Genomic DNA, 23,109 nt, shown 5'->3' with positions numbered 1-23,109 from the left:
TCCCCCACGCTAATGCATACCTTCATGTCAGAGGTTGCCTTGATAAATATGTAAGCCGCATAGTTGAGGAGCCCCTATGCCTAAAAGTCCAAAGAAACACCCTTTCGATTTCAAAACTCAGTACGGCCTTGGCTTCAATCCGCAGGACGATGAGATAGTCGTGGATTTCTTCTGCGGCGGTGGGGGCGCCGGTACCGGGCTGGAGATGGGCCTGGGCCGGAAAGTGAACGTGGCCAAAAACCACAGCCCCAAGGCTATCAGCATGCACACCGTCAACCACCCGGGTGCGAAGCACTTCACCACCGATGTGTTTGAGGGTGAACCCGACACCGAGTGCGGCGGCAAAGCCGTCGGCTGGTTCCACATGTCGCCAGACTGTACACACCACAGCCAGGCAGCCGGCGGCCAGCCGCGCAAGCGCGAAATTCGCAACCTGTCGTGGATCGGGCTGAAGTGGGGTGGCAAGAAGAAACCCCGCGTTATCAGCCTGGAGAACGTGAAGCAGATCCTGCAGTGGGGCCCACTGATTGCCAAGCGCGACAAGGCAACCGGCCGCGCCATCAAGCTAGTGACAGTATTGAATGCCAAGGGCAAAGAAGTCATCGAGAAAGTGGTCGCCGCACCTGGTGAAGTCGTGCCAGTCGGCCAGCAGTTTCTGGTGCCCGATCCCAAACGCCGCGGAGCCACCTGGAAGCGCTTTGTGCAGTTGCTGGAAGGCATGGGGTACGCCGTGGAATGGCGTGTCATCAAAGCTTGCGACTTTGGTGCGCCGACGAGCCGCGAGCGCCTGTTTATGATCGCCCGCTGCGACGGTCAGCCGATCGTGTGGCCAGAGCCTACTCACGCCAAGAAGCCCAGCAAGGGCCAGCAGAAGTACCGCACCGCCGCCGAGTGCATCGACTTCAGCGACTTGGGCAAGAGCATCTTCGGGCGTAAAGATGAACTGGCCGAGGCCACCAAACGCCGTATCGCCAAGGGCATGAAGAAATTCGTCATCGACAATCCGGCGCCGTTCATCGTGCCCATCGCGAACTGGTCGACGGAGACTGTTCAGTCCATGGAGGAGCCGCTGCGCACCGTGACTTCCTACCCGAAAGGCGGGTCGTTTTCGGTGGTAAGCCCGGTCATCGCTCCCGCCACGCACCAGGGCAGCGACCGGGTAAACGATCCATTGGAGCCTCTACCGACGATCACGTGCGCCAATCGCGGTGAGCTGACGTTGATCAGTCCAGTAATGGTCGGCGCCGGTGGCCCTGAGTACAGCGGCAAGCCGAAACCGGCAGACCAACCGGCCGGCACGATGATGACCCAGAACCACCGCGCGCTGGCTGCGGCGCACTTGGTCAAGTTCCGATTCAACGATGAAGGCAAGGCGCTGGACGAACCGCTGCCAACCATCACCAGCGGAGGCAACTACCAGCGCCCCGCCGGCGCCGCGCACGCCATGGGCATCGCCACTGCGTTCATGGCGCAGATGAACGGCGGCTTCAACGCCACCGATGCCAGGAGCCTCAACGACCCGATGACTACAGTGACGAACACGGGTAGTCAGCAACAACTGGTGACAGCAAGCCTGCTGCACTTGCGCGGCAACTGTGACGCCCGGGCGGCGGATGAGCCTCTGCACACCGTCAGCGCCGGCGGCACGCACCACGGACTGATGACTGCCTTCATGGAACGACAGTTCGGCGCTAGCGTCGGCCAAGCACTGACAGGGCCAGCACCGACCATCACGGCGGGCGGCGGCGGGAAGAGTTCGCTGGTCAGTTTTGAACTGTCACCAGAGCACGAAGAAGGCGCCCTGCGAGTAGCTGCATTCCTGATCAGCTACTACGGCACCGACAACATGGGCGGCTGTGATCAACCGGCGCCAACGATCACCACCAAGGATCGACTGGGCCTGGTCACCGTCATGGTCAGGGGCACGCCCTATGTGATCGTCGACATCCGGCTACGCATGCTGCAACCGGCCGAGCTGTACCGGGCGCAGGGCTTCCCTCCGGATTACATCATCACGCACGGCGCCGACGGCAAACCGTTCACCAAGACCGAGCAGGTCCACATGTGCGGCAACAGCGTCAGCCCGCCGCCGATGGCAGCACTCGCCCGCGCCAACGATCCGTGGCGCGCCGCGGAGCGCCAGGCCGTCGCCGCCTGACCTACCCCACCGTAACCTCCAGAGGTTACATCTCGAAAAGTAACCTGAATCGGTTACAGGGATATCGCCATGCCTATGAAAATGGCTCGCGCCAGCGAGCAAGATCTTGAGGTCGCTCAGCAAACCGCCAGCTTCATCGAATCCCTCCAAAAAGAATGGGTCCCGGAAGCAATGGGCAGCGACGGTGACTTCTTCGATATCGAAGACGCTGAACAGTGTCAGGAGGTGCTACGAAAGCTTTTGGAAATCAATGGCTGCGGATCGATCTTCCGCGTGACGTTCGGAATGCTGGTGCTGCTCGACCCTGCGAATAAACTGCTCGATCCGGACGCGGAAACGCTCGAATGCCATCCGGATATCAATGCGTTGAAAGCAAATGCGGAGGCTGCTGCCAAGAAACTGCGCAGCGCCGAGATTTGCCATCCCCGTGCCGTTGAAACCTTGGTGGATGAAGCGCGGCAGATTCTCGCGCCCTATCTGCCGGCGGGATGGCCTGAACAGCAGGAGGCCTCGTGAAACGCATCTACCTAAGCGGGCCCATGACGGGCCTGCCCGATTACAACTACCCCGCATTCAACGCCGAAGCTGCCCGGCTTCGCGCTCTGGGGTACACCGTTGAGAATCCCGCCGAGAATTCAGCGCCAACCCGTGACGAGTGGGAGCTGTACATGCGTACCGCACTGCGCCAGATGCTGACCTGCGATGCCGTGGCCTTTCTGCCTGGCTGGAAAGAGTCGCGCGGCGCCAACGTCGAAATCGAACTTGCGCAGCATCTCCGGATACCAGTCATTCAGGCGAGCGGCATCGTTTCGCCGCAGGAGGCGTAATGGCAAAGCCAGTCGTACGAACCAGTACCGGCGCAAAGGTCACGCTCACTATCGAACTGAGTAACCTCGGTTCATGGGGACCTGATTGCAAGCTCGATCAGGTTTACAAACAGGCACTTGAGGCAGCCGAAGGGCGAATCAACCGTGCATTCAAAGACGACAAGCAGGGCATTCGTTTACTTGGCCCGGTCGTCGTTCAGGCAATCACCACTGACGTGGAGCAACGGCGATGAGTCGGGAATGGAAGTTGGTGCCGGTCGAACCGACCGAGAACATGGTGATCAATGGCTTCGAATCGGTGCCGAATCAGTGCTTCACCGATGAGGAAGTGTGGGAGCAGTACTCAGAAATGAGCGGCTGCCAGCAAGCGGCGTTCCGCGCCAAGCTGTGCTGGGCTGCAATACTCGCCGCTGCCCCTGTGCCGCCTAGTGGCGGCGAGATGGAAGTGCTGGCGATAGTGACCCTCGGCAGCTTCAGCGCTGAAGAGCTGGGTGAAATCGACATCGAGCCTCAGATGAATACACTGGAGCGCATTCAACGGCAGCTCGTCACAAACGAAGATGTAAGCCTGGAACTGGTAGACGGGGCCCATGCCTCCCGCCTCCAAACCGACAACGCAGGCCTTCAGCACAAGCTTACCAAGGCCAACCTCCACTGCCACGATCTGGCCCACAAGCTGGCAGACAAGTGGGGATCCGTCCAAAGCGCTCAATTTGAGACGATCAAAGCCCTTCTCTACTTGAACGAGGAGCTTCAGCAGCGCCTGACGATCGCCGATCAGCGGGTTGATGATCTGCAAGCTGACCTGGCTGCAGCACGAGAGCTCCTGAAACACGGTAGCTTGCCAACACCTGCCCATTGCGAATCGGTTTTGGATTTCCTTGCCCGCAAATCCGCGCCAGCCGCGAAGATCGATTGCGCAAACTGCGCTTTTGTCGAAGGCGTCTGCTCAACAGGGTGTGAGACAAAGCGCATTCGCGTTTCGAGACACTGCCTCAGGCCCACTCCGCCCGATGCGGCTGCGAGCAGGCAGAACCATGATAGAGATCGTCCAGATCATCCTCGAATGCGATGGCGAACTTTGCCAAGCGTCCGTACCTGAACACATGGACCGGTGGATTCTCGATTTCCTCCGAGGTGAGGACGGTCGAATCGAAGCAGTGAAGCTCCCCGCTGGCGTCGTCAAAACCACTTACGCCGCACTATGCGGCATCACCGACGCCAGCCTGTCCACCAAGCAGTAACCCCTCCCCCGTTCGGCCCACCCAATTCCTATTACCTGATGAGTAGATCGCAACCCCGGACATTTAGGGCCGACGCACGCTATCGAACGAACCCTTGCTGCATCAGGGCCGTGGCGTCTGCGTGCCCTAAATGCAGATGTAGGGCTGCGAATGACGCCTCCTGTGCAGTGACTGCTCTCTTCCAGGCCGTGTTACCCATGGATGAGGACACCACCATCTTCATCATGCTGATAGTGGATTCATCCAGCGCAAGCAGGAGTTCATGGGCGGTGAAACGGAAATTATCGGCGGTTTGCATGCGGAGGAAACCTTTCTGCGGAAAGCAATCGGTTATCGATTCCATCTATCTGTGAGTCGTATCTGATTGGGTAATTCAACACGATCGGATCAGCGGTGAAAACTCCCTTTAACTATCCCAATACCCGACTGCGCCTATGCGTGGTGAAGGAGCAACTGTGCGCCTGAAGAAACATGAGCGCGAGCAGGTCCGCATGAAATACGGCGGCCGATGCGCGTACTGCGGTGTTGATCTAGGCCCGAAGTGGCACGCCGACCACCTTCAATCGGTCCGGCGCGGCACCAGTCATCGCTGGGAAGGCAACGCCGAGCGCCCGCAGAACCACAACCTCGACAACATGATGCCCGCCTGCGCGCCCTGCAACCTGAGCAAGTCGCAAATGCCGCTTGAAGCATGGCGCGCATTCCTGGCTGGCCACGTCAACAGCCTGAACCTGTACCACCCGATCTACCGGCTTGCGAAGGCGTACGGCCTGATCGTCGAAACAGCGGTGCCGGTGGTGTTCTACTTCGAGAAGGTGAAAGATGAACAGCATTAAAGAACGCCCAATCCTGTTCTCGGCGCCGATGGTGCGCGCCATCTTGGAAGGCCGGAAGACGGTCACGCGCCGAGTGGTAAAGGTTCAGCCGCGCAGCAAGGCCGACATTGGCAGCTACGGTCTAGGGCAGCCGTTCATTCGAAACACAGACGTGGCCAAGCCGAACCCTGAATGCCCTTACGGCCGCCCCGGCGACCGTCTTTGGGTGCGGGAGACGTTCGCCCTTCTCGGCAATGAGGACGGCGCCTGTGTTGACTGGGACGACCACATCATCAAGGGCGACGAACGTAATGCGGCGCGCATCTACAGAGCGAGCTGCGCCGTTGGTGATTACGGCCTATGGATGATTCCACCCACAGCGGACTGGAAGCCCGATACCGAAGAAATCCACTACGAGGGCACTTGGCGACCAAGCATCTTCATGCCGCGCTGGGCCAGCCGCATCCTGCTTGAGATCACCGATGTGCGGGTCGAGCGACTGCAGGACATCAGCGATAAGCAGGCCATGGCCGAAGGTGTGAGGCTCTACGCCGATCATGCGGCGCTCGGCGACTGGTACCACGTCGAAGGAAAGGAGACCTACAGCGCTGATCCCCGCAAATCTTTCGAGCTGTTGTGGTCGTCAATCAACGGTGCCGACGCATGGGACGCAGACCCGTGGGTCTGGGTCGTCGAGTTCAAGCGGGTGTCGCCATGAACCTGATCGACTGCTATGTCACCGGGATTCTCGGCGCGCCGTACCGGAAGTTCGGCTGCTGGTGGGTCGATGTCGAGTACGTCAGCGAAGGCCGTCCCGGCAAGTCCAATCTGATGTTCAAAACCGAGGCCGCCGCAAAGGCTGTCGCGATCGGTCACGTCTTCCAGTCCTAACCCCTTCCCCATCTATCCACATGCCTGCCGGTGTACGGCGGGAGAGGTATCGCTATGTCTGCAACTCAACGATTCCACGAGGTGGCCAACGATGCCCTGGTCAAGATCAGCGAGCAGCTTTGGCCCGGCGCCAAGCTTTGCCTTACCGTCTACACCAAGGGCAAGCCAGGCCTCGATATCGTGCTCAAGGACCTCGGCGTCAGCTTCGACGACGTCCTGAGCACCCTCCGCCGCGTGCCAATGAGCATTGACGGGGCGAACACCTACAAGCGCGATCTTTGTGACTCCATCACCGGCGTCATGGCCTTCGGTTACCAGAACACGAACCCGCCGCCGGAAGGTCATTGGGCGAAACGGTTCTGGGATCTCGGCCGAGCAGAAGGCGCTGCGCGCGAGGAACTGACCGCAGCATTGAAGCTGAACCGTGAAAACCTCCGCGCGTGCCAGGCAACAATTCATCTTTGCGGTGGCTTCGACCCGGCCTACGTCAACGATGCCCAAGCTGCGATGACAGTCGCCGACCAAGTCTTGGCAAAATACCCACCATTAGATCGCGCTGCACCCGGAGAGACTCATGACTGATATCCAACGTAAAACGATGTGCATCTACCACGGCAACTGCGCCGACGGGTTTGGCGGCGCCTGGGTGGTCCGCAAAGCTCTCGGTAATGGCGTGGAGTTTGTGGCGGGTGTGTACGGGCAAGAGCCACCGGACGTCACCGGCAAGGACGTTGTGCTGGTGGACTTCAGCTACAAGTACGAGGTTCTGTCGAGCCTCGCGCGCCAGGCACATAGCGTCATTGTGCTGGACCACCACAAAAGCGCAGCGGAAGATCTGGCGCGCTTTGAGCCGTTCCATGCCGGCATTAAAAACGACATCCGCCACGACAACGGATCGCCCCTGCTTGGATGGAAAACTGCTCACGACATGGCCATGAGTCAAGGCGGCCCTGCGATAGCCTGCTGCTTCGACATGAACAGAAGCGGTGCGATGCTGGCTTGGGATCACTACTTCCCTGACATGGAGCCGCCGCAGCTGCTCCGCCACATCGAGGACCGCGACCTGTGGCTGTTCAAGCTGGACGGCACTCGGGAAATTCAGGCCAACCTATTCAGCTATCCCTACGACTTTGAGGTTTGGGATCAGTTGATGGAGACCGATGTGCAAGCGATGCGGGCCGACGGCGCAGCGATCGAGCGCAAACATCACAAAGACGTCGCAGAACTGGTAGCGGTGACCAAGCGGCGACTGGTAGTTGGCGGTCATGATGTCCCAGCGGCCAGCCTGCCCTACACGCTGACCAGCGATGCGGGACACCTCATGGCTCAAGGTGAGCTTTTCGCTGCCCGCTACTGGGACACACCAGACGGCCGAGTCTTCAGCTTGAGAAGCACCGATGCGGGTCTCGACGTCTCTGAGGTTGCCAAGCAGTACGGCGGCGGTGGGCATCGCAACGCCTCCGGATTCCGAGTGCCATTCGGCCACGAATTGACTCAGTAGCCAGCCGCACCAGTCAGGCTAGGTGTAATAGCCGCGCCGGCGGTTTCTCGTCGGCCTTGTGATAGAGGTAGTCGCGCCAAGTCCGAAACGCGCGTTGCTGTCTATCAAAAGCCTCCTGCCACTCGGCAGTGCCGACGAGGTCGACGGAGATCGCCATCATCTGCTCGGTTGCGTCGTCGAGCTCTTGGATGAGATCAAGCGCGTTGGGGGTATCAACTATTTCCGGTTGCATAACTTCCTTTTCCTCTGGCTACCCCATTGAGTAGCCACCCCCTGGATAGTGCTCAAATCCCGATGAGCGGCGATCCCCATTTATTTCTATGCAGCCCGGCGACGATGCGGGGCAGGAGACACGCATGCCTGCGAATACTGAGTACCGCATGAGCCCCAAGGTCGCGCTTGAACTGGCAGGAATTGTTCAGTTCGATCCAGCGAAGCGCGTTGAGCTGCTGACCGAACTTTTGCGACGGAATGGTGAGCGCCACATGATCGAAGTTTTCTCGCAGTTCATCGGCATGGCCAACTCTGTCGCTGCGAACTGTGCGGAGATGAGCGACCAGGTGCTGATCGAGGAATGCGGCGTTCACCCCGAGAGAATCACCAGCCTGAACATGCCCACAATCATCGGCGCATGCCAAGGCGTGGTTCTCGCCAGCCAGTGTGATCCGAAAGGCGCGTGCCATGGGTGCGCCTACCGGCTTGGGTCGATAGCCAATCAATCACCTATCGCCACATCGGACGCGGCTTACAAAGCGCACGATCCGAAAGGTTTCCTGTGTCACGCCTACATGGATGAGACCGGTGAGCCGACGCGCGCGTGTGTAGGCCACGCCAAAGCAAACAAACCCTCACGCTTCGACAGCGCAACAGAAGGCAACCCGCTATGAGCGCAGCTACAGTTCTGGAATTCCAAGAGTTGCAGCGGATCACCGGCTACACGCGCCGCGCCGACGTCGAGCGGACGCTACGCGGGCAGGGAATCCGGATATTCCTCGGCCGCAACGGGCCATGGACGACTGTCGACCTGGTGAATCAGGCTGGCGGCCTGAAGCCGATGGATGAAGACAAATACGGTGCGGAGATCGTATGAAAAGAGGCCGGAAGCGCCAGCACAACCCGAACATCCCTGGCCACATTGATCAGACGGCCCTCCCGCGCGACGTCTATTTCGACCATCGAGGGTCCGGCTGCTGGTACATCCTGTATTTCAATGAGGCTGGCCGGCGCCAGCGCGCGAACCTTTGCGCAGCGAACGTCACTCTATCCGAGCTGCATCGGCTCATAGAGGATCGCAAGGGCATTGACCGGGACAGCCTCCAATACCTGTGCGCCGAGTTCCACAAAAGCCAGCAGTTCACTGGCCTGGGCCAGAAAACTCAGGACGACTATTGCTACTCGCGCGACGTGTTGCTGGAGTACCCCACCAAGCTGGGCAAGCCGCTGGGCGAACTGGCGGTCAAGAAATTCACTCCGGCTCTGATTCAACGGATCATCGACAAAATCGCTCAACAAGGCACGCCATCGAAAGCCGCCCATGCCCTTCGCTACCTGCGCCGCACGATGCAATGGGGCCGCAACCGCGGATTCGTGACCGATAACCCTGCCAAGGGCATCGAGGCACCAAAAGAGCGGAAACAGCGACGTCTGCCTGATTCGACAGTGATGACCAACCTCATTCGGTTCGCGCATCAACAGGGTCAGCTCAAGCGCGGGCAGCCTGGCGCGTGCTCGCCGTACCTATGGTATGTGATGGAGATTGGCTATCTGTGCCGACTGCGCGGGATCGAAACCATCACCCTGACTGACGAGAACGAATTGCCCGAGGGCGTGCTGACCAACAGGCGCAAAGGCAGTCGCGACAACATCGTTCGCTGGACGCCCCGGCTTCGGGCGGCATGGGACGCCGCCAAGGCGGTGAGGAATGAAATCTGGCAGCGTCGAAAAAAACCGGTGCCATTCCGTCCCGAGCAACGGTTCCTGATCGTTTCCGCCAGCGGTGGGCAACTTACAAAGTCAGGTCTGGACTCCGCCTTCCAACGATTAATTATCCAGGCAATCGACAAGAAAGTTCTAACCGAAGAGCAACGATTTGGGATGCACGACTTCAAGCGGAAAGGTATCACCGACACAGTCGGGAATAGGTCCGATAAGCAAGAGGCATCCGGCCATAAAGATGAATCCATGATGGATGTATATGACCTAAGTTTGCCGATCGTGAATCCATCAGCCGAGTAAATTGCGCTTCAACTTCGGTTGAACAGTCGCTTCAAATAATTGCCACTACTATCCCCTCAAAACCACCGCACGTGCGGCCCGCCCAAAGCACACTCCCCTCTCTTCGAACATTCGCTGCAAAGGTCGGACCATCCCCCAGTAATCCGATTTGATCAGTTGCCCAATCTCAGTTATCCACAGTTCACGACCGCGCCAGACTGAAGATTGCGACCCGAATCCATACGTACAATAACCGGACAGGTCCTTGGCCCGTTTGGCTTCAAGCTTATGTCTCGCGTACATTAAAATGCCTGCAACGTAGACAATCCGGCGATAAGGCAGCTGACTTGTAATCAGTAGGTCCCGGGTTCGACTCCTGGTGCCGGCACCATACAAAACAAAGGCTCGCAGAAATGCGGGCCTTTTGTTTTTCTTGTGGACTCGAAATTGGGCAAACGCATGGGTGCACGCGCCATCCATCTGAGTCTTTCGAGTTCAACTCAATAGATGCCTTCCATAATTAAGCCTCAGCCCATGACCAAATTCTGGTCGGCGGTTTCCACCCATTCCCCAAATATCGACCTGACATCAATTCGCTTCACCGATCCCTCGTCCTCTCACTCAGCACGACCAGTCAAGCAGCCACACGTCGATCGTCGCGCGTGTCTAGCGCGCTTGGGCGTTGGGGGACATTCGGATGTACACTTCGGCATAGCTCATCGCCACCTGCCTGGGGACCATAATGCAAAATAGCTGCGAACAGATTTACTCGATGCTCACGCCCCAGGAGCGGGCGGCGATTGCGGAGATTGAGGCGACGACGAGTGTTTTGAGTATCGTGACGCGCATGACAAGGATGAGATTTGCGGCCATCGCGAAGTTCGACAATAGCGACTGGATCGTCTGTTCGGCCCACGACATCGGTGATATCGGGATCAATGCCGGGGAGACGCTGCCTGTCGAAATGACGCTGTGCAGCGATTTTCTGACTGATCCACAAGCGCTGCTACTCCCTGATATCCGTCAAAGCCCGCGGCACCAGATACGTCCTGTCGTGAAGCAATACGGGCTGGAAAGCTACGTAGGGGTACCGATTTTACTGCCGGACGGCACGCTATACGGCGCGCTGTGTGCGCTCGATTCCAAGCCTGTTCTGTTCGAGAATCCCGATCTGGCCGAGACCTTACATTTGTTTGCCAGGCTGATCGGCTGCATTTTCTTTGGCAACGGTCGTTTGACCGATCGCTAAAGGCATGTGAGCACCGGCATCTTGATAGGGGGTTTGTAGGCCGGTCAGTCGACGCACAAGCGTTTTCCATCGCTGGTCGTCTGATCGGTCGTGAGTTTGGGTCATCCTTTTTCACGCGATGCCGATAGCTATGGATACCCTGAACGAAATCGGTCGCCGCTATGTTTGGATCAGCCTTTAAGAAAGAGCTCACGTTGGCAAAAAACGAGCTGCGCAGTCTGCACAGTGATCAGCACGCTGTGGATGCGGAGATGTTGCGCTTGACGGTGAATCGGGATCTTGTCATCACCCACATCAATGAGCGCTTCGCCAGCTTTATTGGCGTCCCGAGCGAAAAGCTTATTGGGGCGGCGCTGGGGACCATTACCCCGGATTACGTCAAGGAGCTGCCTTGCTACAGGAACTTCATAAGTGCGATGGCGCGCGGGCAAGGCGTCACGGATGAGTACCGGTACATTGCGGGCGACGGAAATCTGGTGTGGACCCGTGCATCCTGGTGCCCTTTGAAGGATGAGCAAGGCAACGTCACGCATATGACCTGCTATGGCTCGGAAGTGACCGCACTCGTCAACAAAGCGCGGGAAAACGAAGAGTTCATCAACGCGCTTCTGCGCTCTACGGCGGTGATCGAGTTTGATCTGACGGGCAAGATCCTCACGGCAAATTCGAACTTTCTGGGTGCCGTGGGATACGACTTGAATCAAATTTCAGGCAAACACCACAGCCTTTTCTGCGAACCGTCCTATGCCGGTTCACAGGAATACGCGGAGTTTTGGAAACGCTTGCGCTCGGGCCAATTTGTCGCCGGGCGATTCAAACGACTCAACAGCGCAGGTCGAGAAATATGGCTGGAGGCGACCTACAACCCGGTCCACGACACCCGCGGGCAGCTTTATAAGATCGTGAAGTTTGCGACTGAAATCACGGATCAGGTTCAGGGGGAAGCCGAAGTCGGAGCAGCGGCTAACACCGCTTACGAGGTTTCCCAAAATACCGATGTGTCGGCCAAGCGTGGCGCTCAGGTTGTGCAGGAAACGGTGGACACGATGAACAAGATCGTCGGCGAGGTGACCTCTGCTTCCGAAGGCGTCGAGGCACTTGGAAAACAGTCGCTGCTGATCAGCTCAATCGTCCAAACCATCGGCAGCATCGCACAGCAGACCAACCTTCTGGCGCTCAATGCGGCGATCGAAGCCGCTCGGGCCGGGGAACAGGGACGAGGCTTTGCGGTGGTCGCGGACGAAGTCAGGCATCTGGCGGCCCGTACCAGCGCAGCGACCGAAGAAATTGTCACCGTTGTGCAGAAGAACCAGGCGCTCGTTGAGCAGGCGGTGCTTGATATGGCCAGTAGCCGAAATCAGGCAGAGCAGGGCTTAGAGCTGGCTCAGCAGGCGGGGAACGTCATTCTCGAGATTCAAGGCGGTGCCCGTGAAGTCGTCGATGCGGTGGAGAAGTTCGCTAAAAATCTCTGACGCTGCATGATGCAGGAACACATCCCGGCATGGCGCCGTGGGGCTTAGACCGGAATGCAGCGCCTGCCAATCACATGCAGGGCACGTTGTCACGAATCTCTACACAGCCGAGGTCGCAGTGCTTCCAGAGTCCCGGTACACCGGCGCCAAAGCCCAGCGGTTGTCGCGACTGCGTGGACGGATCGGTCTTTACTTCGTGGCCAGCCTCTCGTTCATCGCCGGTATGACGGACTCAGTCAGTTTCATGGTCACGGGCGACTTCGTTTCATTCATGAGCGGCAATACCACACGCCTTGCGGTGTCGCTGAGTACGAGCAACGTTGTCCTGGCTATCCATATTGCCGTGCTCATCGCGGCATTCGTCGTGGGAAATGCCTTGGGCGTGGTCGCTGCAACCTTCAGTGGGCGTCGAGCGTGGCCCTTGCTCTTTTGCATTGGACTTTTGCTGATCACTGGCGGAATGCTCGGCGAGCATTTGATAGCCCCGCTTTTAGCAGTGTTGGCCATGGGAATGATCAACGCGGTCGTCGAAGAAGTGAATGGTTTGCCCATTGGACTGACGTACGTCACCGGGGCCTTGTCGAGGTTTGGGCGGGGATTGGGCCGTGCGCTTCTGGGGCAACACCGGATCGGTTGGCGTGTGCAGCTCGTGCCGTGGGGCGGCATGCTGATTGGCGCCATAGTCGGAGGCGCCATGGCCCACACATTTGCGTTCAAGGCCATGGTCATCAGCGGCGTTATCACGTTAGGGGTCGGGATTGCGTCGGCGGCGATCCCGCGCAGATGGCAGTCCAGATACATGCCCAAGTGAGCCACTAGCAACGACTCCGCTTGTGCAGACTGAACGCGGGCATCAAGTGTGTCGACACGTCGCCCTGTCCCCCTGCTCCGCAAGAACCAGCGTTGCCGCTCGTCCGATATCCCGATGAGCCCGCGTGCAGCCGGAACCGAACGCTCCCCCTACCACTCCAGTGAATAGCGGCTACGCTGCACATGACTGATATGCCACACGTTTTATGGGCAGTTCCTACGCACGAGGCAGTGACGATCCCATTTCCAGCGATGGAAGACGTTTAGACCGTCCCGCTCAAGTATCAGCTCCAAGGCGGGTATCTGGGGCATCGGCACCTTGTGCGGGCTTCCGTCCATTTGGTTTTTGTGACGACCTGTCGGCTGCCGCTACGACGCAGAGGGTGACCTTGAACCGACAGGCATTCGCCTGTCAGCCATCTCCTGCAAAGTTCGATCATCTATAAAAGGGACTTACCATGAGTATCATCAGCAGCATTCTTGAAAAACTCGGGTTTGGGACAGCCAACGCCAGCACGCCGGCATCGCCCGATGCGTCGACTGCGCCCACGGCGGGGAGCGCGTCGCCCTCTTCTGGAGCAAGTAGTCAGCCTACGCCTGATCAACTCAGCGCCGAAATTACGAAGTTGAAGGAGGGCAATCCAGGGCTGAATCCCCAGTCGTCCATCGTTGACCTGCTCAAGGCATTGAACCTCGACAGCAGCATGGAGAATCGGAAGAAGTTGGCCGAGGAAGTCGGCATTTCGTCCTATGAGGGTACGCCGGAGCAGAACATCGCGTTGCATAAAGCCGTATTGAACAAGGCGACGCAGGGATAACGCCCGAACGACACGGTGCAGACTTATACCTGCGCAAAAAGCTGCGCCTGGCGTCAGGCGCAGCTTTCACGTGTCAGTCGTGATTCTTGTCCAACGTCCGCAACTTCTCGGGCAACGCCCACAACAACAAACCTGCCGCGATCACGCTAGTGACGCCAATCACGTACAGCGCCGGCGTGGTGCTGCCTGTCATGTCCTTGATGCTGCCGACCATGATCGGGCTGACGATGCCGCCGAATTGGCCGAGGGTGTTGATCAGCGCGATGCCGCCCGCCGCGCCTGCGCCTGCGCCGGCCAGCAGTTTCGGTGGCAGGGTCCAGAATGCCGGGATGGAGGCGACGATGCCGCCACCGAGCATGGCCAGTGAGAGGATAAGCATGCTGGTGTGCTGAGCAAAAATCCCTGCGCTGAAGAAGCCGATGGCACCCAACACGACCAGACCGCAGACAAATTTGCGACGCTCGCCGCTGGCGTCTGACAGGCGACCGATCACGACCATGCTGATCGCGCCACAAATATAAGGAATGGCAGTGAGCAGGCCGATCACGACCGGGCTTTCGACACCTGCGCTGCGAATCAGCTGAGGCGCCCAGAAGTTGAGACCGTAGGATGCCACCTGGATCAGGAAGTAGATCAGACCGAGCATCAGGAAACCCGGCATTTTCAGGGCGGTCAGCAGCGAGCCATGTTGGTTGGGCTCATGCTGGGCGATGCGGCTGGAAAGGTAGGTTTTTTCAGCGTCGGTCAGCCAATGGGCGTCGGAAACGCGGTCCTTGAGAATCTTGAGCACAGCGATGCCCAACGCGATGCAAGGCAAGCCGCCGAGCAGAAACAGCCAGTGCCAACCGCGCATTTGCATGACGCCGTCCATGTGGCCCAGCACCAGACCGGAGATCGGCGCACCGAGCAGACCGGCAAATGCCGATGCGAGGAACAGGATTGATGTGATGCGGCCACGGTAGGTTTGCGGGAACCACAGCGTCAGATAAAACAGTACGCCGGGTGCGAAACCGGCTTCCATGGCGCCGATGACGAAACGCAGCACGTAGAATTGCCATTCAGCGTTGACGAACACCATCAGTGCGGTCGCGATGCCCCAGGAAATCATGATCCGGGCAATCCAGCGGCGGGCGCCCACCTTGTAGAGCATGATGTTGCTCGGCACCTCGAACAGCACGTAACCGATGACGAACAGGCTCGCGCCGAGGCCGTACGCGGTGTCGCTCAAGCTGAGGTCGGTTTGCAGCTGAAACTTGGCGAAGCTGATGTTGATTCGGTCAAAGAATGCGAACAGGTAGCAGACCATGATCAATGGCATCAGCCGCCACGCGACTTTGCGGATCAAGGCTTTCTCAGCGTTCACAACGTCGACGACGCTGCTATTAGGGTTTAGAACGGAGATAGTCATTGCGGTCACTCCAGTTGGACTTCCCAAAGGGAGCCCTATTGTTTTTGTTGTCTGGACGAATGCGCGGCGAGGCGTATTCGTTCGTATTCGGTCAAGCGTTTGGCTACAGATGCTTCGCGACAGCTCAGCCAGGCAGATTTTCAGGCGCGGGATGCAAATCACAGTTGCGCCCTGCCTTGGCAACTTGGCCCGGCATTTCATGCCCGAGCAGCGCAGGCAGACCGCGCGACAGTTTCAGAAGATGCGGCAAATCGATACCGGTCTCGATCCCCATTTCTTCGCACATGTTCACAAGGTCTTCAGTGCAGATGTTTCCTGAGGCGCCAGGCGCAAACGGGCAGCCGCCCAAGCCACCGAGCGACGCATCAAAACGGCGAGCGCCTGCCTCGTAGGCCGCGAGGACATTGCTAAGCCCCAGCCCGCGGGTGTTATGGAAGTGCAGAGTCAGCGCCGATGCCGGTATGCGCGTCAGCACGCGTTGCACCAGTCGATGCACCTGACGCGGGTTGGCCATGCCGGTCGTATCCGCCAGGGAAATGCCCTGCATGCCCAGTTCCAGATAGGCATCGACGATCTGCAGCACGCGGTCTTCGTCGATCTTGCCTTCGAACGGGCAACCGAAGGTCGTAGCGATCGATCCGTTGAGGCTCACAGGGTAATCCGCCGCAAACGAGACGACATCCGCAAACGCGTTCAAAGATTGCTCGCAACGCATGCGCATGTTCGCCAGGTTGTGGGTCTGGCTAGCGGACATGACGAGGTTCAGTTCATCGGCGCCCGCACCCACTGCGCGTTGTGCGCCTTTGAGGTTGGGAATCAGCGACACGTAGATCACATTCGGATGACGGCGGATCCCGCGAAACACCTCGTCGCCGTCACGCAGCGCGGGAATAGCCTTGGGCGAGACAAAAGAACCGGCCTCGATGCGGCTGAAACCGGCCAGAGAAAGCTGATCAATGAGCTCGATTTTGTCGGGTGTTTCGACCCAAGTGGGCTCGATTTGCAAACCGTCGCGCGGCGAAACTTCCTGGACGATCAAACGCTCGGAAAAGTCGGTGATCATTGCACCACCCCCTCTGTTTTGAGTTGTGCGATATCGGCAGCGGTCAGGCCCAAATCGCTCAGGACGCTGTCAGTGTGTTGCCCCAAGGCAGGGCCTTGCCAGTTCACCGAACCCGGTGTTTCAGAGAGTTTGGGCACGATGCCGGGCATTTTCACGTTGGCGCCGCCGGGCAGCTGCGCGTCGAGGATCATCTCGCGCGCCTGATAGTGAGAGTCGGCCACAATGTCAGCGACGTTATAAATGCGGCCGGCGGGCACTTCCGCCTGTTCAAGCGCCCCAAGGACGTCGTCGATAGGCAAGCTGGACGACCAGGCACTGATCACCGCATCTAGCATCCCGCTCTGCGCGGCACGGCCGTCGTTCTGCGCAAGCTCAGGGGCTTCAGCCAGATCAGGACGGTCAATGGTGTGCATCAGGCGCTTGAAAATCGGATCGCTGTTGCCGGCGATCACGACAAATGCGCCATCAGCAGTCGGGTAAGTGTTGGACGGTGCGATGCCGGGCAGTGCACCGCCGGTACGCTCACGAACATGGCCAAGCATGTCGTATTCCGGCACCAGGCTTTCCATGACGTTGAACACGCTTTCGACCAGCGAAACGTCGACGATCTGGCCATTGCCTTGCCCGGTTTTCACCCGCAGCAACGACATCAGCGCGCCCATCACAGCGTGCATCGAGGCCAGTGAATCACCCAGGCTCACACCGACTCGCGCCGGAGGCGAACCGGGGGTGCCGGTGGTGTAACGAATGCCGCCCATGGCCTCGCCAATGGCACCAAAGCCCGGACGATCACGGTAAGGACCGGATTGGCCGTAGCCCGAGATACGCACCAGCGTCAGCTTGGGGTTTAACGCGTGTAGGACATCCCAGCCAAGACCAAGTTTTTCCAGCGCGCCAGGGCGCAGGTTTTCGATCAACAGGTCGGCGCTTTCGGCCAGACGTTTGACGATCTCGATGCCTTCGGGGGATTTGAGGTTCAGCGACAGGGATTTTTTGTTCCGAGACTGGAGATACCACCAGAGCGAAGTGCCTTCGTGCAGCTTTCGCCATTTACGAAGCGGGTCACCCTGTCCCATGGATTCGATCTTGATCACCTCGGCGCCGAACTCGCCCATCAGGCGTGCGGCGAAGGGCGCTGCGATCAGTGTGCCGATTTCAATTACGCGCACACCGTTCAGGGGGCCTGTCATAGCGGATACCTCAGTGTTTCTTGGAATTTGTAACCAAGACTAGAGGACCGGGGTTTCGCAAATCCAACCGTATGTTGGCAAGCATCGTTCGCGAAACGCGAACGCTAGCGACGGTGCTGCTGCAGGTGATCGAACAGTAAGAGGCTGACCGGGGATAACGCGGCCTTGTCGCGCACCACCAAAATCAACGTGCGTTTTGCCCACGCATCGCTCAAGCCTACGGCTGTCAGGCCCAAAGGTGTGCCCAACAAATCAAACGCCTTACGCGGCAGGACCCCAATTCCCATGTTCGCCTGCACCATCCGGCACATCGCGTCGAAACCCGGAACATGAATACGCACGCGTAGAGGCTTGCCATGGGAGCGCGCTGCCGTGTGGGTGCGCATGTTGATGGAGCTGGCGGCGTGCAGCCCGATGTGATCACTGTCCAGTGTGTCTTCGAAAGCGACGTGATCCCGTTGAGCCAGTGCATGGTCGGGACGCATGACCACGACCAATTCGTCGGGCTTGTACGGCACGCTGTAGAGGCCCTGAACATCGGTGTCTTCCGAACAGATGCCGATATCAGCAACACCGTCGATTAACCCTTGAACCACGCCGGTGCTAGGTCGCTCTTCCAGATCGACCTTGACCCGTTCATGGCTGATGGTGAAGTCGTGCAGGTCTTCCGGAAGGAACTGAATGATCGCCGACAGGTTAGCCAACATGCGTACATAGCCGCGCATGCCTTGCCGGTGCTCATCGAGTTCAAGGCCCATCTTTTCGAGGTCGAACAACATGCGCCGCGCGTGGTGCAACAAGGTTTCCCCGGCAGCGGTCAGCACCATGCCCTTGGCATTGCGCACAAACAGCCCAATGCCCAAAACCTCTTCAAGCTCCATCAGCCGCTTGCTGGCAGCCGATACAGCAATGGTCTCGCGCGCTGCGGCACGGGTCAGCGTGCCTTCCTCGTGAACGGCCACGAACAGCTTGAGGGTGATCAGGTCAAGGCGACGAATGAGATTTTTGTGAAGCATGGGCAGGTCTCGGCCACGGGGCCTGCCCAGCATATACGTAAAACGACGGCTGGCTATCACACCACCAGAACAGGAATTTGAACGACTCCAAAGGGTAGACGTGGATCTTCTGCAGCCCCGGATTCTGCCAGACGGTCTTCCATAGCTGACTCAAAAACCCTCGTCGACCCACCATTCGTCGTCAACGATGACCTACAAGCCTCGCACGCCCGAAGCTCTGCGGCAGCGATCTCACGCGCCCCCTCCCCGATCACGCGCCCTTCTAGTAACGTATAGGCATTCCGACGGGCTCGCGTCTTCGATCAAGGCGACCGTGGCTTGCCACCTGAAACACCAGAGAAGGTCCAACTGTGCACAACGTCCGATTGATCAAATATGTCTGGACTCATCAGACCCCTGAAATCTCTTCCGAATGGTCGAAGCTCCTGTTCGAAGTCGAGCTGCCATTCGTGCCGTTCCACGGCTTGAACATTCAATTGCCCGATCAACGCGCGTGGCGAATTCGTGATGTCGAGTGGAACGTTGAAGAACAGACGTTCCGCTGCCACATCGAAGATCAATTCATGAATCTGCTCGACGTCGACGATTCTTATGAGGACTGGATCGACATGTTGCTCGAATGTGGTTGGGAGCTGAGCGGTCGCTATACCAACGAACACAACAAGACCTGATCGTCCGCAGCGCCCTCGCCGGATAAATGTCGTAGCGTTTCAGCCACATCATGAGCGGCAGCCAGACCGACTCATGCGCCAGGCAAGAGGCCTGCCCTGTCAGGCCCTGTATTTACCTTGAGCACTGCTGCCATGAAATGGATTTCCCGCTTTATCCGATGCGCTGTGAGCGCGCTGTTGGCAGGCGTATCTGTCACATTCGCCGCTCCGACCATTGGTCTCTACGTTCCCGAAGCGCCGCCGCTGACGATGCTCGGTCAGGCAGACGAACACGGCATCGCTGGCGACATCGTGTTACAGGCGATGGCCATGGCCGGGTATTCCGCCCGGTTCGCTTCTCCGCCATGGCCCAGGGGCCAACGGGAAGTCAGCATTGGCAAGGACCTGCTGATCACGCCGCTCACGCGCAGCCAGAGCCGCGAAAACCTCTTCACCTGGATCGCCCCAGTGATGACGATGGATCGCACGTTTTTCAGCTTGGATAAGCGAGTCGACACTTTCGACGAAGCCAGGAAAAGCTTCAAACTCATCGCCGTGGGGCTCGGCACTGCGCAGGAGGCCCGCTTGCGTGAAGAAGGCTTTCCCGCCTCGCAAATCTACCCGCTGAAAATCGGTGAAAACCCTGCGCAGATGCTGCTCATGGGACGCGTGGACGCATGGTTCAACGGGGTCCCGGAAACCCGCTACATCTGGAGGCAAATCAGCGATCGGCCGTTGGTGATGAGCCGCGTGCTGATGACTGCAGACCTCTACCTCGCCTGCTCCAAGGACTGCGACCCGCAAATCGTCGAACGCCTCAGAACCGCTATCAACACCCTGGAAGCGAACGGGACAGTGGGCAAGATCGAAGCGGGGTATTTGAAGGGGTTGCCGGTTTGGTGAAGATTACGATATGCCGTCCGACGTCTTGAAGTTGTGCTTGAGGGCTTCAAGACGTACCGTAAGGGCAAACGTCATTACAGGTTGCGCACATGGCTTCAATCAATATCCGTATCGACGATGGACTCAAATCCCGTTCATTTGCCGAACTTGAAAAACTGGGCGTCTCGCCTTCAGATCTGCTACGACAGACACTTCAATACGTTGCCGATAACGGCAGGCTTCCCTTCAAACCTGTACTCATGAATGACGAGGACGAAGCGCTACTCGCTGAGGTCAAAAAACGCCTCGCAGACCCTCAGCGCGTGAAGGTTTCTTTGGATGACCTATAGGCTTGAATTCGATCGACGCGCGCTGAAAGAATGGAAAAAGCTAGGGGATACAATCAGAAACCAACTCAAGAGGAAGCTTTCTGAGGTATTGGAGAATCCTCGTATAGAGTCCAACAGGCTTCGAGACCTGCCAGACTGCTACAAGATCAAGTTACAAAGCACGGGGTATCGTTTGATCTATCAAGTCTTGGAGCAGGAAGTCGTGGTGTTCGTCGTCGCCATTGGTAAGCGAGAACGAGAGGCAGCCTACGAGCGGGCTCAGGAACAGCTACGCGACTGATATAGGGGCGGCGTCGTCTGTGCAAATTTTTTGCAAGCGACGCCCTTGGCTAATGACCTGCCGCAATTCACGGCACCAAAATAATCTTGTCCGCGCTCCCCTCGTTCACCTCTACGTAACGTGCAAGGCCCTCTTCGATCGGCGTCTCGACCAAGCCAGTCGGGAGCGGCAGCGAGCCGTCGTCAAACAATTTGCCGAATTGTTCGAGCATCCGGGCACAGGCTTCGACGCCGTACAAGAGGGAGTTGATGCCCACCACTGAACCGCCCTTGCGGTACAGCGCCAGCGCGGGCAGTTGGACGTGGCCATCCACCGGAGCGGCGATGATCGCGATGCGTCCGAATGGCGCAAGCGCCTGAACCGAAGCGGGCAGCCAGAAGCCGGTGGTGTCGAAGATCACATCCGCTCCGCCCTGAAATACTGCATTCACTTGATCGGAAAGCACCTCGGGCTTGCCCAGCAGAAGGGCGTTGTAGCCTTGGTCCTGAAGCGCTTTGACCTGTTCCGGCCGACGTGCAGCAGCCACCACTTGAGCACCACGCACCTTGGCCAGCGCGATAGCGGCGCTGCCGACGGCGCCATTGGCACCGATCACGAGCAGACGGGTGTCGGCGTTGACCCGACTGCGCTCGAGCGCGTCCCACGCCGTGGTGTAAGGCACGCCCAGACTCGCGGCCTGCACGAAGCTCAAGGATTTGGGCTTGAGCGCCACCCCTTGGGCCGACAGCGTGATGTACCCGGCATGTGAGCCATTGCGTGAAAAGCCGATCTGGTTGCCCGTGCCCCAGACCTCCTGGCCAATCAACTCGCTCGGGCCTTCGATGACCACCCCCGCAAAATCACGCCCCGGCACCCTTGGCAGGGTCGTGTACGGGAAGCGACCGAGGACGTTTTTCACGTCGCTGGGGTTGAGCCCCGCCGCTTTGATCTGTACCAACACCTCGCCCGCCGCAGGAACGGGGGTCGGCAGTTCAACGACTTCCAGGGCAGCCAGGTCGCCGGTTCGGGAAAATTGCAGTGCTTTCATGGCGGTCACATCCAGAGTGGGAAGACGGGAATCGTGTGTTTCAGGAGCTCAGATGGGCGATCAGCTGACGGCCCATGGGCCAGAGCTTTTCCCCGGCCTGCATGCCGAGCAGGCCGACCAACGCGACCAGCGGTGGCGCGGGCGAGCGGAAGTCGAGGGCGCCGTACAGCAAACCGACGGCGATACCGATTGCGAGTGAAATGATGTAGCTCATGGCGAACTCCGGGGCCAGGCGTCGTGCTGCCACGACAGCAGTGGGCGATGAACCAGAGTTTAGGGACGGACCGGAACCGCTACCGGCCAAGTGCTTCTGAATTTCGGACAGTCTGAACCGGACGGCACAATCTGTAGGAGTGAGCGTGCTCGCGATGGCGGTCTTTGGGTGAAGCGCGTTTGCAGAAATACTGCCATCGCGAGCAAGCTCACGCCTACAAGGATGTATGGCGATTACGACGTTTCGCCCAACGGATACTGCGAAGGTGGCATGCCCAGCTCACGACGAAACATGTCGCTGAAACTGCTGGGCGAATACCCCATCGAACGCGCGATGGTACTGACAGGCACCCCTTGAATGATTTCCGCCACCGCCGTCGCCAACTGCACCTGCCTGCGCCATTCGGCAAAGCCCATCCCCAACGCGCTTTGAAACAGCCGGGACAGGGTCCGGACACTGGCTCCGGCGTTCTCGGCATGTTGCTCGAATGAAAGGTTGATGGACGGCTCGATCATCACCGCCTGACAGACGTTCATCAGCCGGCGGTCACTGTCGTCAGGCATCGGCACCTTCAGCAGCGAACGCTTCGCGCGCCTGAGTTCCAGCAGCGCCAGACCGACCAAAGCGCTGTAATACTCGGAATCCTTGTCCTGCTCGGCCACCAGATTGACGATCAACTCGCGTAACAGACGCGCCACCTCGAACACTTGAACAGTCGGCTCCAAAGTCTCGGCCAAGCCCGGACGCAGGTAGATGTTGCGCATTTCCAGGTCCGACACCACCCGAATGCCGTGGCTCACCCCCGGCGGCAACCAGACCGCCCGCTGCGGCGGGACCACCAGCGCCTCATTGGGGGTCTCAACCCACATCACCCCCGACATCGCATACAGCACCTGCCCCCAGTCATGCTCATGGGGCTCGATGTAAAGCCCACGCGCATACGTCCGCGCCACCCGCTGGAGCGGAACGGCAGTGTTTGAAAGATCAGGGGGTGCGGCAAGGGCCATGGGTGTGACCGTGCAGGATGAGA

General features: G+C 58.7%; 31 protein-coding genes. 22 read left to right on the top strand and 9 right to left on the bottom strand.

Going from position 1 to position 23,109, the window contains the following annotated elements; translation table 11 throughout:
• Nucleotides 1-76 precede the first annotated feature (76 nt).
• The 6 genes from B3N48_RS23740 to B3N48_RS23715 all read left to right on the top strand — a co-directional run bounded on the left by B3N48_RS23740 (nucleotide 77) and on the right by B3N48_RS23715 (nucleotide 4,229).
• Nucleotides 77-2,158, top strand: coding sequence for a DNA cytosine methyltransferase (locus tag B3N48_RS23740; protein WP_296187818.1), 2,082 nt, complete (start codon nucleotides 77-79; stop codon nucleotides 2,156-2,158).
• 81 nt (nucleotides 2,159-2,239) lie between these two features.
• Nucleotides 2,240-2,674, top strand: coding sequence for a hypothetical protein (locus B3N48_RS23735; RefSeq protein WP_296187816.1), 435 nt, complete (start codon nucleotides 2,240-2,242; stop codon nucleotides 2,672-2,674).
• Nucleotides 2,671-2,985: a DUF4406 domain-containing protein gene (locus tag B3N48_RS23730; protein ID WP_296187815.1), complete on the top strand. Its 315-nt coding sequence runs from the start codon at nucleotides 2,671-2,673 to the stop codon at nucleotides 2,983-2,985. Before B3N48_RS23735 ends, B3N48_RS23730 begins: the two co-directional genes overlap by 4 nt.
• Entirely contained in the window at nucleotides 2,985-3,218 is a 234-nt protein-coding gene (locus tag B3N48_RS23725; RefSeq protein WP_296187814.1) for a hypothetical protein, read from the top strand. The genes B3N48_RS23730 and B3N48_RS23725 overlap by 1 nt, the downstream gene beginning before the upstream one ends.
• On the top strand, nucleotides 3,215-4,087 hold the full coding sequence (locus B3N48_RS23720; protein ID WP_296187812.1) for a hypothetical protein: 873 nt from the start codon (nucleotides 3,215-3,217) through the stop codon (nucleotides 4,085-4,087). The genes B3N48_RS23725 and B3N48_RS23720 overlap by 4 nt, the downstream gene beginning before the upstream one ends.
• A 4-nt stretch (nucleotides 4,088-4,091) precedes the next feature.
• Entirely contained in the window at nucleotides 4,092-4,229 is a 138-nt protein-coding gene (locus B3N48_RS23715) for a hypothetical protein (protein WP_296187810.1), read from the top strand.
• A gap of 79 nt (nucleotides 4,230-4,308) precedes the next feature.
• Here the strand turns inward: B3N48_RS23715 and B3N48_RS23710 are convergent, their stop codons facing one another.
• On the bottom strand, nucleotides 4,309-4,527 hold the full coding sequence (locus B3N48_RS23710; protein ID WP_296187809.1) for a hypothetical protein: 219 nt from the start codon (nucleotides 4,525-4,527) through the stop codon (nucleotides 4,309-4,311).
• A gap of 157 nt (nucleotides 4,528-4,684) precedes the next feature.
• Between B3N48_RS23710 and B3N48_RS23705 the strand changes: the two genes are divergently transcribed.
• The 5 genes from B3N48_RS23705 to B3N48_RS23685 are packed head-to-tail and all read left to right on the top strand — an operon-like array spanning nucleotide 4,685 to nucleotide 7,436.
• Entirely contained in the window at nucleotides 4,685-5,065 is a 381-nt protein-coding gene (locus B3N48_RS23705) for an HNH endonuclease (RefSeq protein ID WP_296187808.1), read from the top strand.
• On the top strand, nucleotides 5,052-5,762 hold the full coding sequence (locus B3N48_RS23700; protein ID WP_296187807.1) for a morphogenetic protein: 711 nt from the start codon (nucleotides 5,052-5,054) through the stop codon (nucleotides 5,760-5,762). The genes B3N48_RS23705 and B3N48_RS23700 overlap by 14 nt, the downstream gene beginning before the upstream one ends.
• Nucleotides 5,759-5,935: a hypothetical protein gene (locus B3N48_RS23695; RefSeq protein WP_296187806.1), complete on the top strand. Its 177-nt coding sequence runs from the start codon at nucleotides 5,759-5,761 to the stop codon at nucleotides 5,933-5,935. The genes B3N48_RS23700 and B3N48_RS23695 overlap by 4 nt, the downstream gene beginning before the upstream one ends.
• 54 nt (nucleotides 5,936-5,989) lie before the next feature.
• The gene (locus B3N48_RS23690; RefSeq protein ID WP_296187804.1) at nucleotides 5,990-6,517 is read left to right on the top strand and encodes a hypothetical protein; all 528 of its coding nucleotides are present in this window, start codon (nucleotides 5,990-5,992) and stop codon (nucleotides 6,515-6,517) included.
• Nucleotides 6,510-7,436: a phosphohydrolase gene (locus B3N48_RS23685; protein ID WP_296187803.1), complete on the top strand. Its 927-nt coding sequence runs from the start codon at nucleotides 6,510-6,512 to the stop codon at nucleotides 7,434-7,436. Before B3N48_RS23690 ends, B3N48_RS23685 begins: the two co-directional genes overlap by 8 nt.
• 13 nt (nucleotides 7,437-7,449) lie before the next feature.
• Here the strand turns inward: B3N48_RS23685 and B3N48_RS23680 are convergent, their stop codons facing one another.
• Complete coding sequence (locus tag B3N48_RS23680; RefSeq protein WP_296187801.1) at nucleotides 7,450-7,668, bottom strand: hypothetical protein; 219 nt, start codon at nucleotides 7,666-7,668, stop codon at nucleotides 7,450-7,452.
• A 124-nt stretch (nucleotides 7,669-7,792) separates the two neighbouring features.
• On the opposite strand from B3N48_RS23680, the gene B3N48_RS23675 reads away from it, so the two are divergent.
• From B3N48_RS23675 to B3N48_RS23645, 7 genes are all read left to right on the top strand, one after another.
• Nucleotides 7,793-8,323: a hypothetical protein gene (locus B3N48_RS23675; protein WP_296187799.1), complete on the top strand. Its 531-nt coding sequence runs from the start codon at nucleotides 7,793-7,795 to the stop codon at nucleotides 8,321-8,323.
• Nucleotides 8,320-8,526 carry a hypothetical protein gene (locus B3N48_RS23670; protein ID WP_296187798.1) on the top strand — a complete coding sequence of 69 codons (207 nt, stop codon included), beginning with the start codon at nucleotides 8,320-8,322 and terminating at the stop codon, nucleotides 8,524-8,526. Before B3N48_RS23675 ends, B3N48_RS23670 begins: the two co-directional genes overlap by 4 nt.
• Nucleotides 8,523-9,671 carry a site-specific integrase gene (locus tag B3N48_RS23665; protein WP_296187796.1) on the top strand — a complete coding sequence of 383 codons (1,149 nt, stop codon included), beginning with the start codon at nucleotides 8,523-8,525 and terminating at the stop codon, nucleotides 9,669-9,671. The genes B3N48_RS23670 and B3N48_RS23665 overlap by 4 nt, the downstream gene beginning before the upstream one ends.
• A 721-nt stretch (nucleotides 9,672-10,392) precedes the next feature.
• On the top strand, nucleotides 10,393-10,899 hold the full coding sequence (locus tag B3N48_RS23660; protein ID WP_296187795.1) for a GAF domain-containing protein: 507 nt from the start codon (nucleotides 10,393-10,395) through the stop codon (nucleotides 10,897-10,899).
• A gap of 161 nt (nucleotides 10,900-11,060) precedes the next feature.
• Nucleotides 11,061-12,371 (top strand): methyl-accepting chemotaxis protein, encoded by a 1,311-nt coding sequence (locus tag B3N48_RS23655; RefSeq protein WP_414704279.1) that lies wholly within the window; start codon nucleotides 11,061-11,063, stop codon nucleotides 12,369-12,371.
• 118 nt (nucleotides 12,372-12,489) lie between these two features.
• Nucleotides 12,490-13,182 (top strand): YoaK family protein, encoded by a 693-nt coding sequence (locus B3N48_RS23650; protein WP_296187794.1) that lies wholly within the window; start codon nucleotides 12,490-12,492, stop codon nucleotides 13,180-13,182.
• Nucleotides 13,183-13,639: 457 nt separating this feature from the next.
• Complete coding sequence (locus tag B3N48_RS23645) at nucleotides 13,640-13,999, top strand: DUF3597 family protein (RefSeq protein WP_296187793.1); 360 nt, start codon at nucleotides 13,640-13,642, stop codon at nucleotides 13,997-13,999.
• Between the two features lie 73 nt (nucleotides 14,000-14,072).
• Here B3N48_RS23645 and B3N48_RS23640 read toward each other — a convergent pair whose 3' ends face one another.
• The 4 genes from B3N48_RS23640 to B3N48_RS23625 form a co-directional block, all read right to left on the bottom strand.
• Nucleotides 14,073-15,407 (bottom strand): MFS transporter, encoded by a 1,335-nt coding sequence (locus B3N48_RS23640; RefSeq protein WP_296187792.1) that lies wholly within the window; start codon nucleotides 15,405-15,407, stop codon nucleotides 14,073-14,075.
• Between the two features lie 124 nt (nucleotides 15,408-15,531).
• Nucleotides 15,532-16,470 carry a hydroxymethylglutaryl-CoA lyase gene (locus tag B3N48_RS23635; protein ID WP_296187791.1) on the bottom strand — a complete coding sequence of 313 codons (939 nt, stop codon included), beginning with the start codon at nucleotides 16,468-16,470 and terminating at the stop codon, nucleotides 15,532-15,534.
• Nucleotides 16,467-17,660 carry a CaiB/BaiF CoA transferase family protein gene (locus B3N48_RS23630; protein ID WP_296187790.1) on the bottom strand — a complete coding sequence of 398 codons (1,194 nt, stop codon included), beginning with the start codon at nucleotides 17,658-17,660 and terminating at the stop codon, nucleotides 16,467-16,469. Before B3N48_RS23630 ends, B3N48_RS23635 begins: the two co-directional genes overlap by 4 nt.
• A 104-nt stretch (nucleotides 17,661-17,764) precedes the next feature.
• A complete protein-coding gene (locus B3N48_RS23625) occupies nucleotides 17,765-18,676 on the bottom strand; it encodes a LysR family transcriptional regulator (RefSeq protein ID WP_296187789.1) in 912 nt (303 codons plus the stop codon).
• Between the two features lie 350 nt (nucleotides 18,677-19,026).
• Here B3N48_RS23625 and B3N48_RS23620 point away from each other — a divergent pair, with 350 nt between their 5' ends.
• The 4 genes from B3N48_RS23620 to B3N48_RS23605 all read left to right on the top strand — a co-directional run bounded on the left by B3N48_RS23620 (nucleotide 19,027) and on the right by B3N48_RS23605 (nucleotide 20,838).
• Nucleotides 19,027-19,347 carry a hypothetical protein gene (locus tag B3N48_RS23620; RefSeq protein WP_062379479.1) on the top strand — a complete coding sequence of 107 codons (321 nt, stop codon included), beginning with the start codon at nucleotides 19,027-19,029 and terminating at the stop codon, nucleotides 19,345-19,347.
• A 132-nt stretch (nucleotides 19,348-19,479) separates the two neighbouring features.
• On the top strand, nucleotides 19,480-20,229 hold the full coding sequence (locus tag B3N48_RS23615) for a substrate-binding periplasmic protein (RefSeq protein ID WP_296187788.1): 750 nt from the start codon (nucleotides 19,480-19,482) through the stop codon (nucleotides 20,227-20,229).
• A gap of 89 nt (nucleotides 20,230-20,318) precedes the next feature.
• A complete protein-coding gene (locus B3N48_RS23610) occupies nucleotides 20,319-20,558 on the top strand; it encodes a type II toxin-antitoxin system RelB/DinJ family antitoxin (RefSeq protein WP_296187787.1) in 240 nt (79 codons plus the stop codon).
• Nucleotides 20,548-20,838 (top strand): type II toxin-antitoxin system RelE family toxin, encoded by a 291-nt coding sequence (locus B3N48_RS23605; protein WP_296187786.1) that lies wholly within the window; start codon nucleotides 20,548-20,550, stop codon nucleotides 20,836-20,838. The genes B3N48_RS23610 and B3N48_RS23605 overlap by 11 nt, the downstream gene beginning before the upstream one ends.
• A 67-nt stretch (nucleotides 20,839-20,905) precedes the next feature.
• Here the strand turns inward: B3N48_RS23605 and B3N48_RS23600 are convergent, their stop codons facing one another.
• The 3 genes from B3N48_RS23600 to B3N48_RS23590 form a co-directional block, all read right to left on the bottom strand.
• Nucleotides 20,906-21,865 (bottom strand): quinone oxidoreductase family protein, encoded by a 960-nt coding sequence (locus tag B3N48_RS23600; RefSeq protein WP_296187784.1) that lies wholly within the window; start codon nucleotides 21,863-21,865, stop codon nucleotides 20,906-20,908.
• Between the two features lie 40 nt (nucleotides 21,866-21,905).
• Nucleotides 21,906-22,079 (bottom strand): DUF1427 family protein, encoded by a 174-nt coding sequence (locus B3N48_RS23595; protein ID WP_296187782.1) that lies wholly within the window; start codon nucleotides 22,077-22,079, stop codon nucleotides 21,906-21,908.
• Between the two features lie 233 nt (nucleotides 22,080-22,312).
• Nucleotides 22,313-23,086, bottom strand: a complete 774-nt coding sequence (locus tag B3N48_RS23590; RefSeq protein ID WP_296187780.1) for an AraC family transcriptional regulator — start codon at nucleotides 23,084-23,086, stop codon at nucleotides 22,313-22,315.
• Nucleotides 23,087-23,109: the final 23 nt, after the last annotated feature.

Origin of the sequence: Pseudomonas sp. UBA1879, from assembly GCF_002338065.1 — a bacterium.
Taxonomy (GTDB): domain Bacteria; phylum Pseudomonadota; class Gammaproteobacteria; order Pseudomonadales; family Pseudomonadaceae; genus Aquipseudomonas.
Note: the sequence above shows the minus strand (reverse complement) of the source record. Positions and strands in the feature narration are given on the sequence as shown.

Excerpts from the sequence above, each read along its gene's own strand:
- B3N48_RS23710 (WP_296187809.1), bottom strand. The coding sequence starts at position 4,527 with ATGCAAACCGCCGATAATTTCCGTTTCACCGCCCATGAACTCCTGCTT.
- B3N48_RS23735 (WP_296187816.1), top strand. The coding sequence starts at position 2,240 with ATGGCTCGCGCCAGCGAGCAAGATCTTGAGGTCGCTCAGCAAACCGCC.
- B3N48_RS23720 (WP_296187812.1), top strand. The coding sequence starts at position 3,215 with ATGAGTCGGGAATGGAAGTTGGTGCCGGTCGAACCGACCGAGAACATG.
- B3N48_RS23660 (WP_296187795.1), top strand. The coding sequence starts at position 10,393 with ATGCAAAATAGCTGCGAACAGATTTACTCGATGCTCACGCCCCAGGAG.
- B3N48_RS23665 (WP_296187796.1), top strand. The coding sequence starts at position 8,523 with ATGAAAAGAGGCCGGAAGCGCCAGCACAACCCGAACATCCCTGGCCAC.
- B3N48_RS23740 (WP_296187818.1), top strand. The coding sequence starts at position 77 with ATGCCTAAAAGTCCAAAGAAACACCCTTTCGATTTCAAAACTCAGTAC.
- B3N48_RS23680 (WP_296187801.1), bottom strand. The coding sequence starts at position 7,668 with ATGCAACCGGAAATAGTTGATACCCCCAACGCGCTTGATCTCATCCAA.
- B3N48_RS23595 (WP_296187782.1), bottom strand. The coding sequence starts at position 22,079 with ATGAGCTACATCATTTCACTCGCAATCGGTATCGCCGTCGGTTTGCTG.
- B3N48_RS23625 (WP_296187789.1), bottom strand. The coding sequence starts at position 18,676 with ATGCTTCACAAAAATCTCATTCGTCGCCTTGACCTGATCACCCTCAAG.
- B3N48_RS23655 (WP_414704279.1), top strand. The coding sequence starts at position 11,061 with ATGTTTGGATCAGCCTTTAAGAAAGAGCTCACGTTGGCAAAAAACGAG.
- B3N48_RS23675 (WP_296187799.1), top strand. The coding sequence starts at position 7,793 with ATGCCTGCGAATACTGAGTACCGCATGAGCCCCAAGGTCGCGCTTGAA.
- B3N48_RS23685 (WP_296187803.1), top strand. The coding sequence starts at position 6,510 with ATGACTGATATCCAACGTAAAACGATGTGCATCTACCACGGCAACTGC.
- B3N48_RS23725 (WP_296187814.1), top strand. The coding sequence starts at position 2,985 with ATGGCAAAGCCAGTCGTACGAACCAGTACCGGCGCAAAGGTCACGCTC.
- B3N48_RS23610 (WP_296187787.1), top strand. The coding sequence starts at position 20,319 with ATGGCTTCAATCAATATCCGTATCGACGATGGACTCAAATCCCGTTCA.
- B3N48_RS23670 (WP_296187798.1), top strand. The coding sequence starts at position 8,320 with ATGAGCGCAGCTACAGTTCTGGAATTCCAAGAGTTGCAGCGGATCACC.
- B3N48_RS23640 (WP_296187792.1), bottom strand. The coding sequence starts at position 15,407 with ATGACTATCTCCGTTCTAAACCCTAATAGCAGCGTCGTCGACGTTGTG.
- B3N48_RS23700 (WP_296187807.1), top strand. The coding sequence starts at position 5,052 with ATGAACAGCATTAAAGAACGCCCAATCCTGTTCTCGGCGCCGATGGTG.
- B3N48_RS23615 (WP_296187788.1), top strand. The coding sequence starts at position 19,480 with ATGAAATGGATTTCCCGCTTTATCCGATGCGCTGTGAGCGCGCTGTTG.
- B3N48_RS23590 (WP_296187780.1), bottom strand. The coding sequence starts at position 23,086 with ATGGCCCTTGCCGCACCCCCTGATCTTTCAAACACTGCCGTTCCGCTC.
- B3N48_RS23695 (WP_296187806.1), top strand. The coding sequence starts at position 5,759 with ATGAACCTGATCGACTGCTATGTCACCGGGATTCTCGGCGCGCCGTAC.
- B3N48_RS23630 (WP_296187790.1), bottom strand. The coding sequence starts at position 17,660 with ATGACAGGCCCCCTGAACGGTGTGCGCGTAATTGAAATCGGCACACTG.
- B3N48_RS23605 (WP_296187786.1), top strand. The coding sequence starts at position 20,548 with ATGACCTATAGGCTTGAATTCGATCGACGCGCGCTGAAAGAATGGAAA.
- B3N48_RS23690 (WP_296187804.1), top strand. The coding sequence starts at position 5,990 with ATGTCTGCAACTCAACGATTCCACGAGGTGGCCAACGATGCCCTGGTC.
- B3N48_RS23635 (WP_296187791.1), bottom strand. The coding sequence starts at position 16,470 with ATGATCACCGACTTTTCCGAGCGTTTGATCGTCCAGGAAGTTTCGCCG.
- B3N48_RS23715 (WP_296187810.1), top strand. The coding sequence starts at position 4,092 with ATGGACCGGTGGATTCTCGATTTCCTCCGAGGTGAGGACGGTCGAATC.
- B3N48_RS23645 (WP_296187793.1), top strand. The coding sequence starts at position 13,640 with ATGAGTATCATCAGCAGCATTCTTGAAAAACTCGGGTTTGGGACAGCC.
- B3N48_RS23600 (WP_296187784.1), bottom strand. The coding sequence starts at position 21,865 with ATGAAAGCACTGCAATTTTCCCGAACCGGCGACCTGGCTGCCCTGGAA.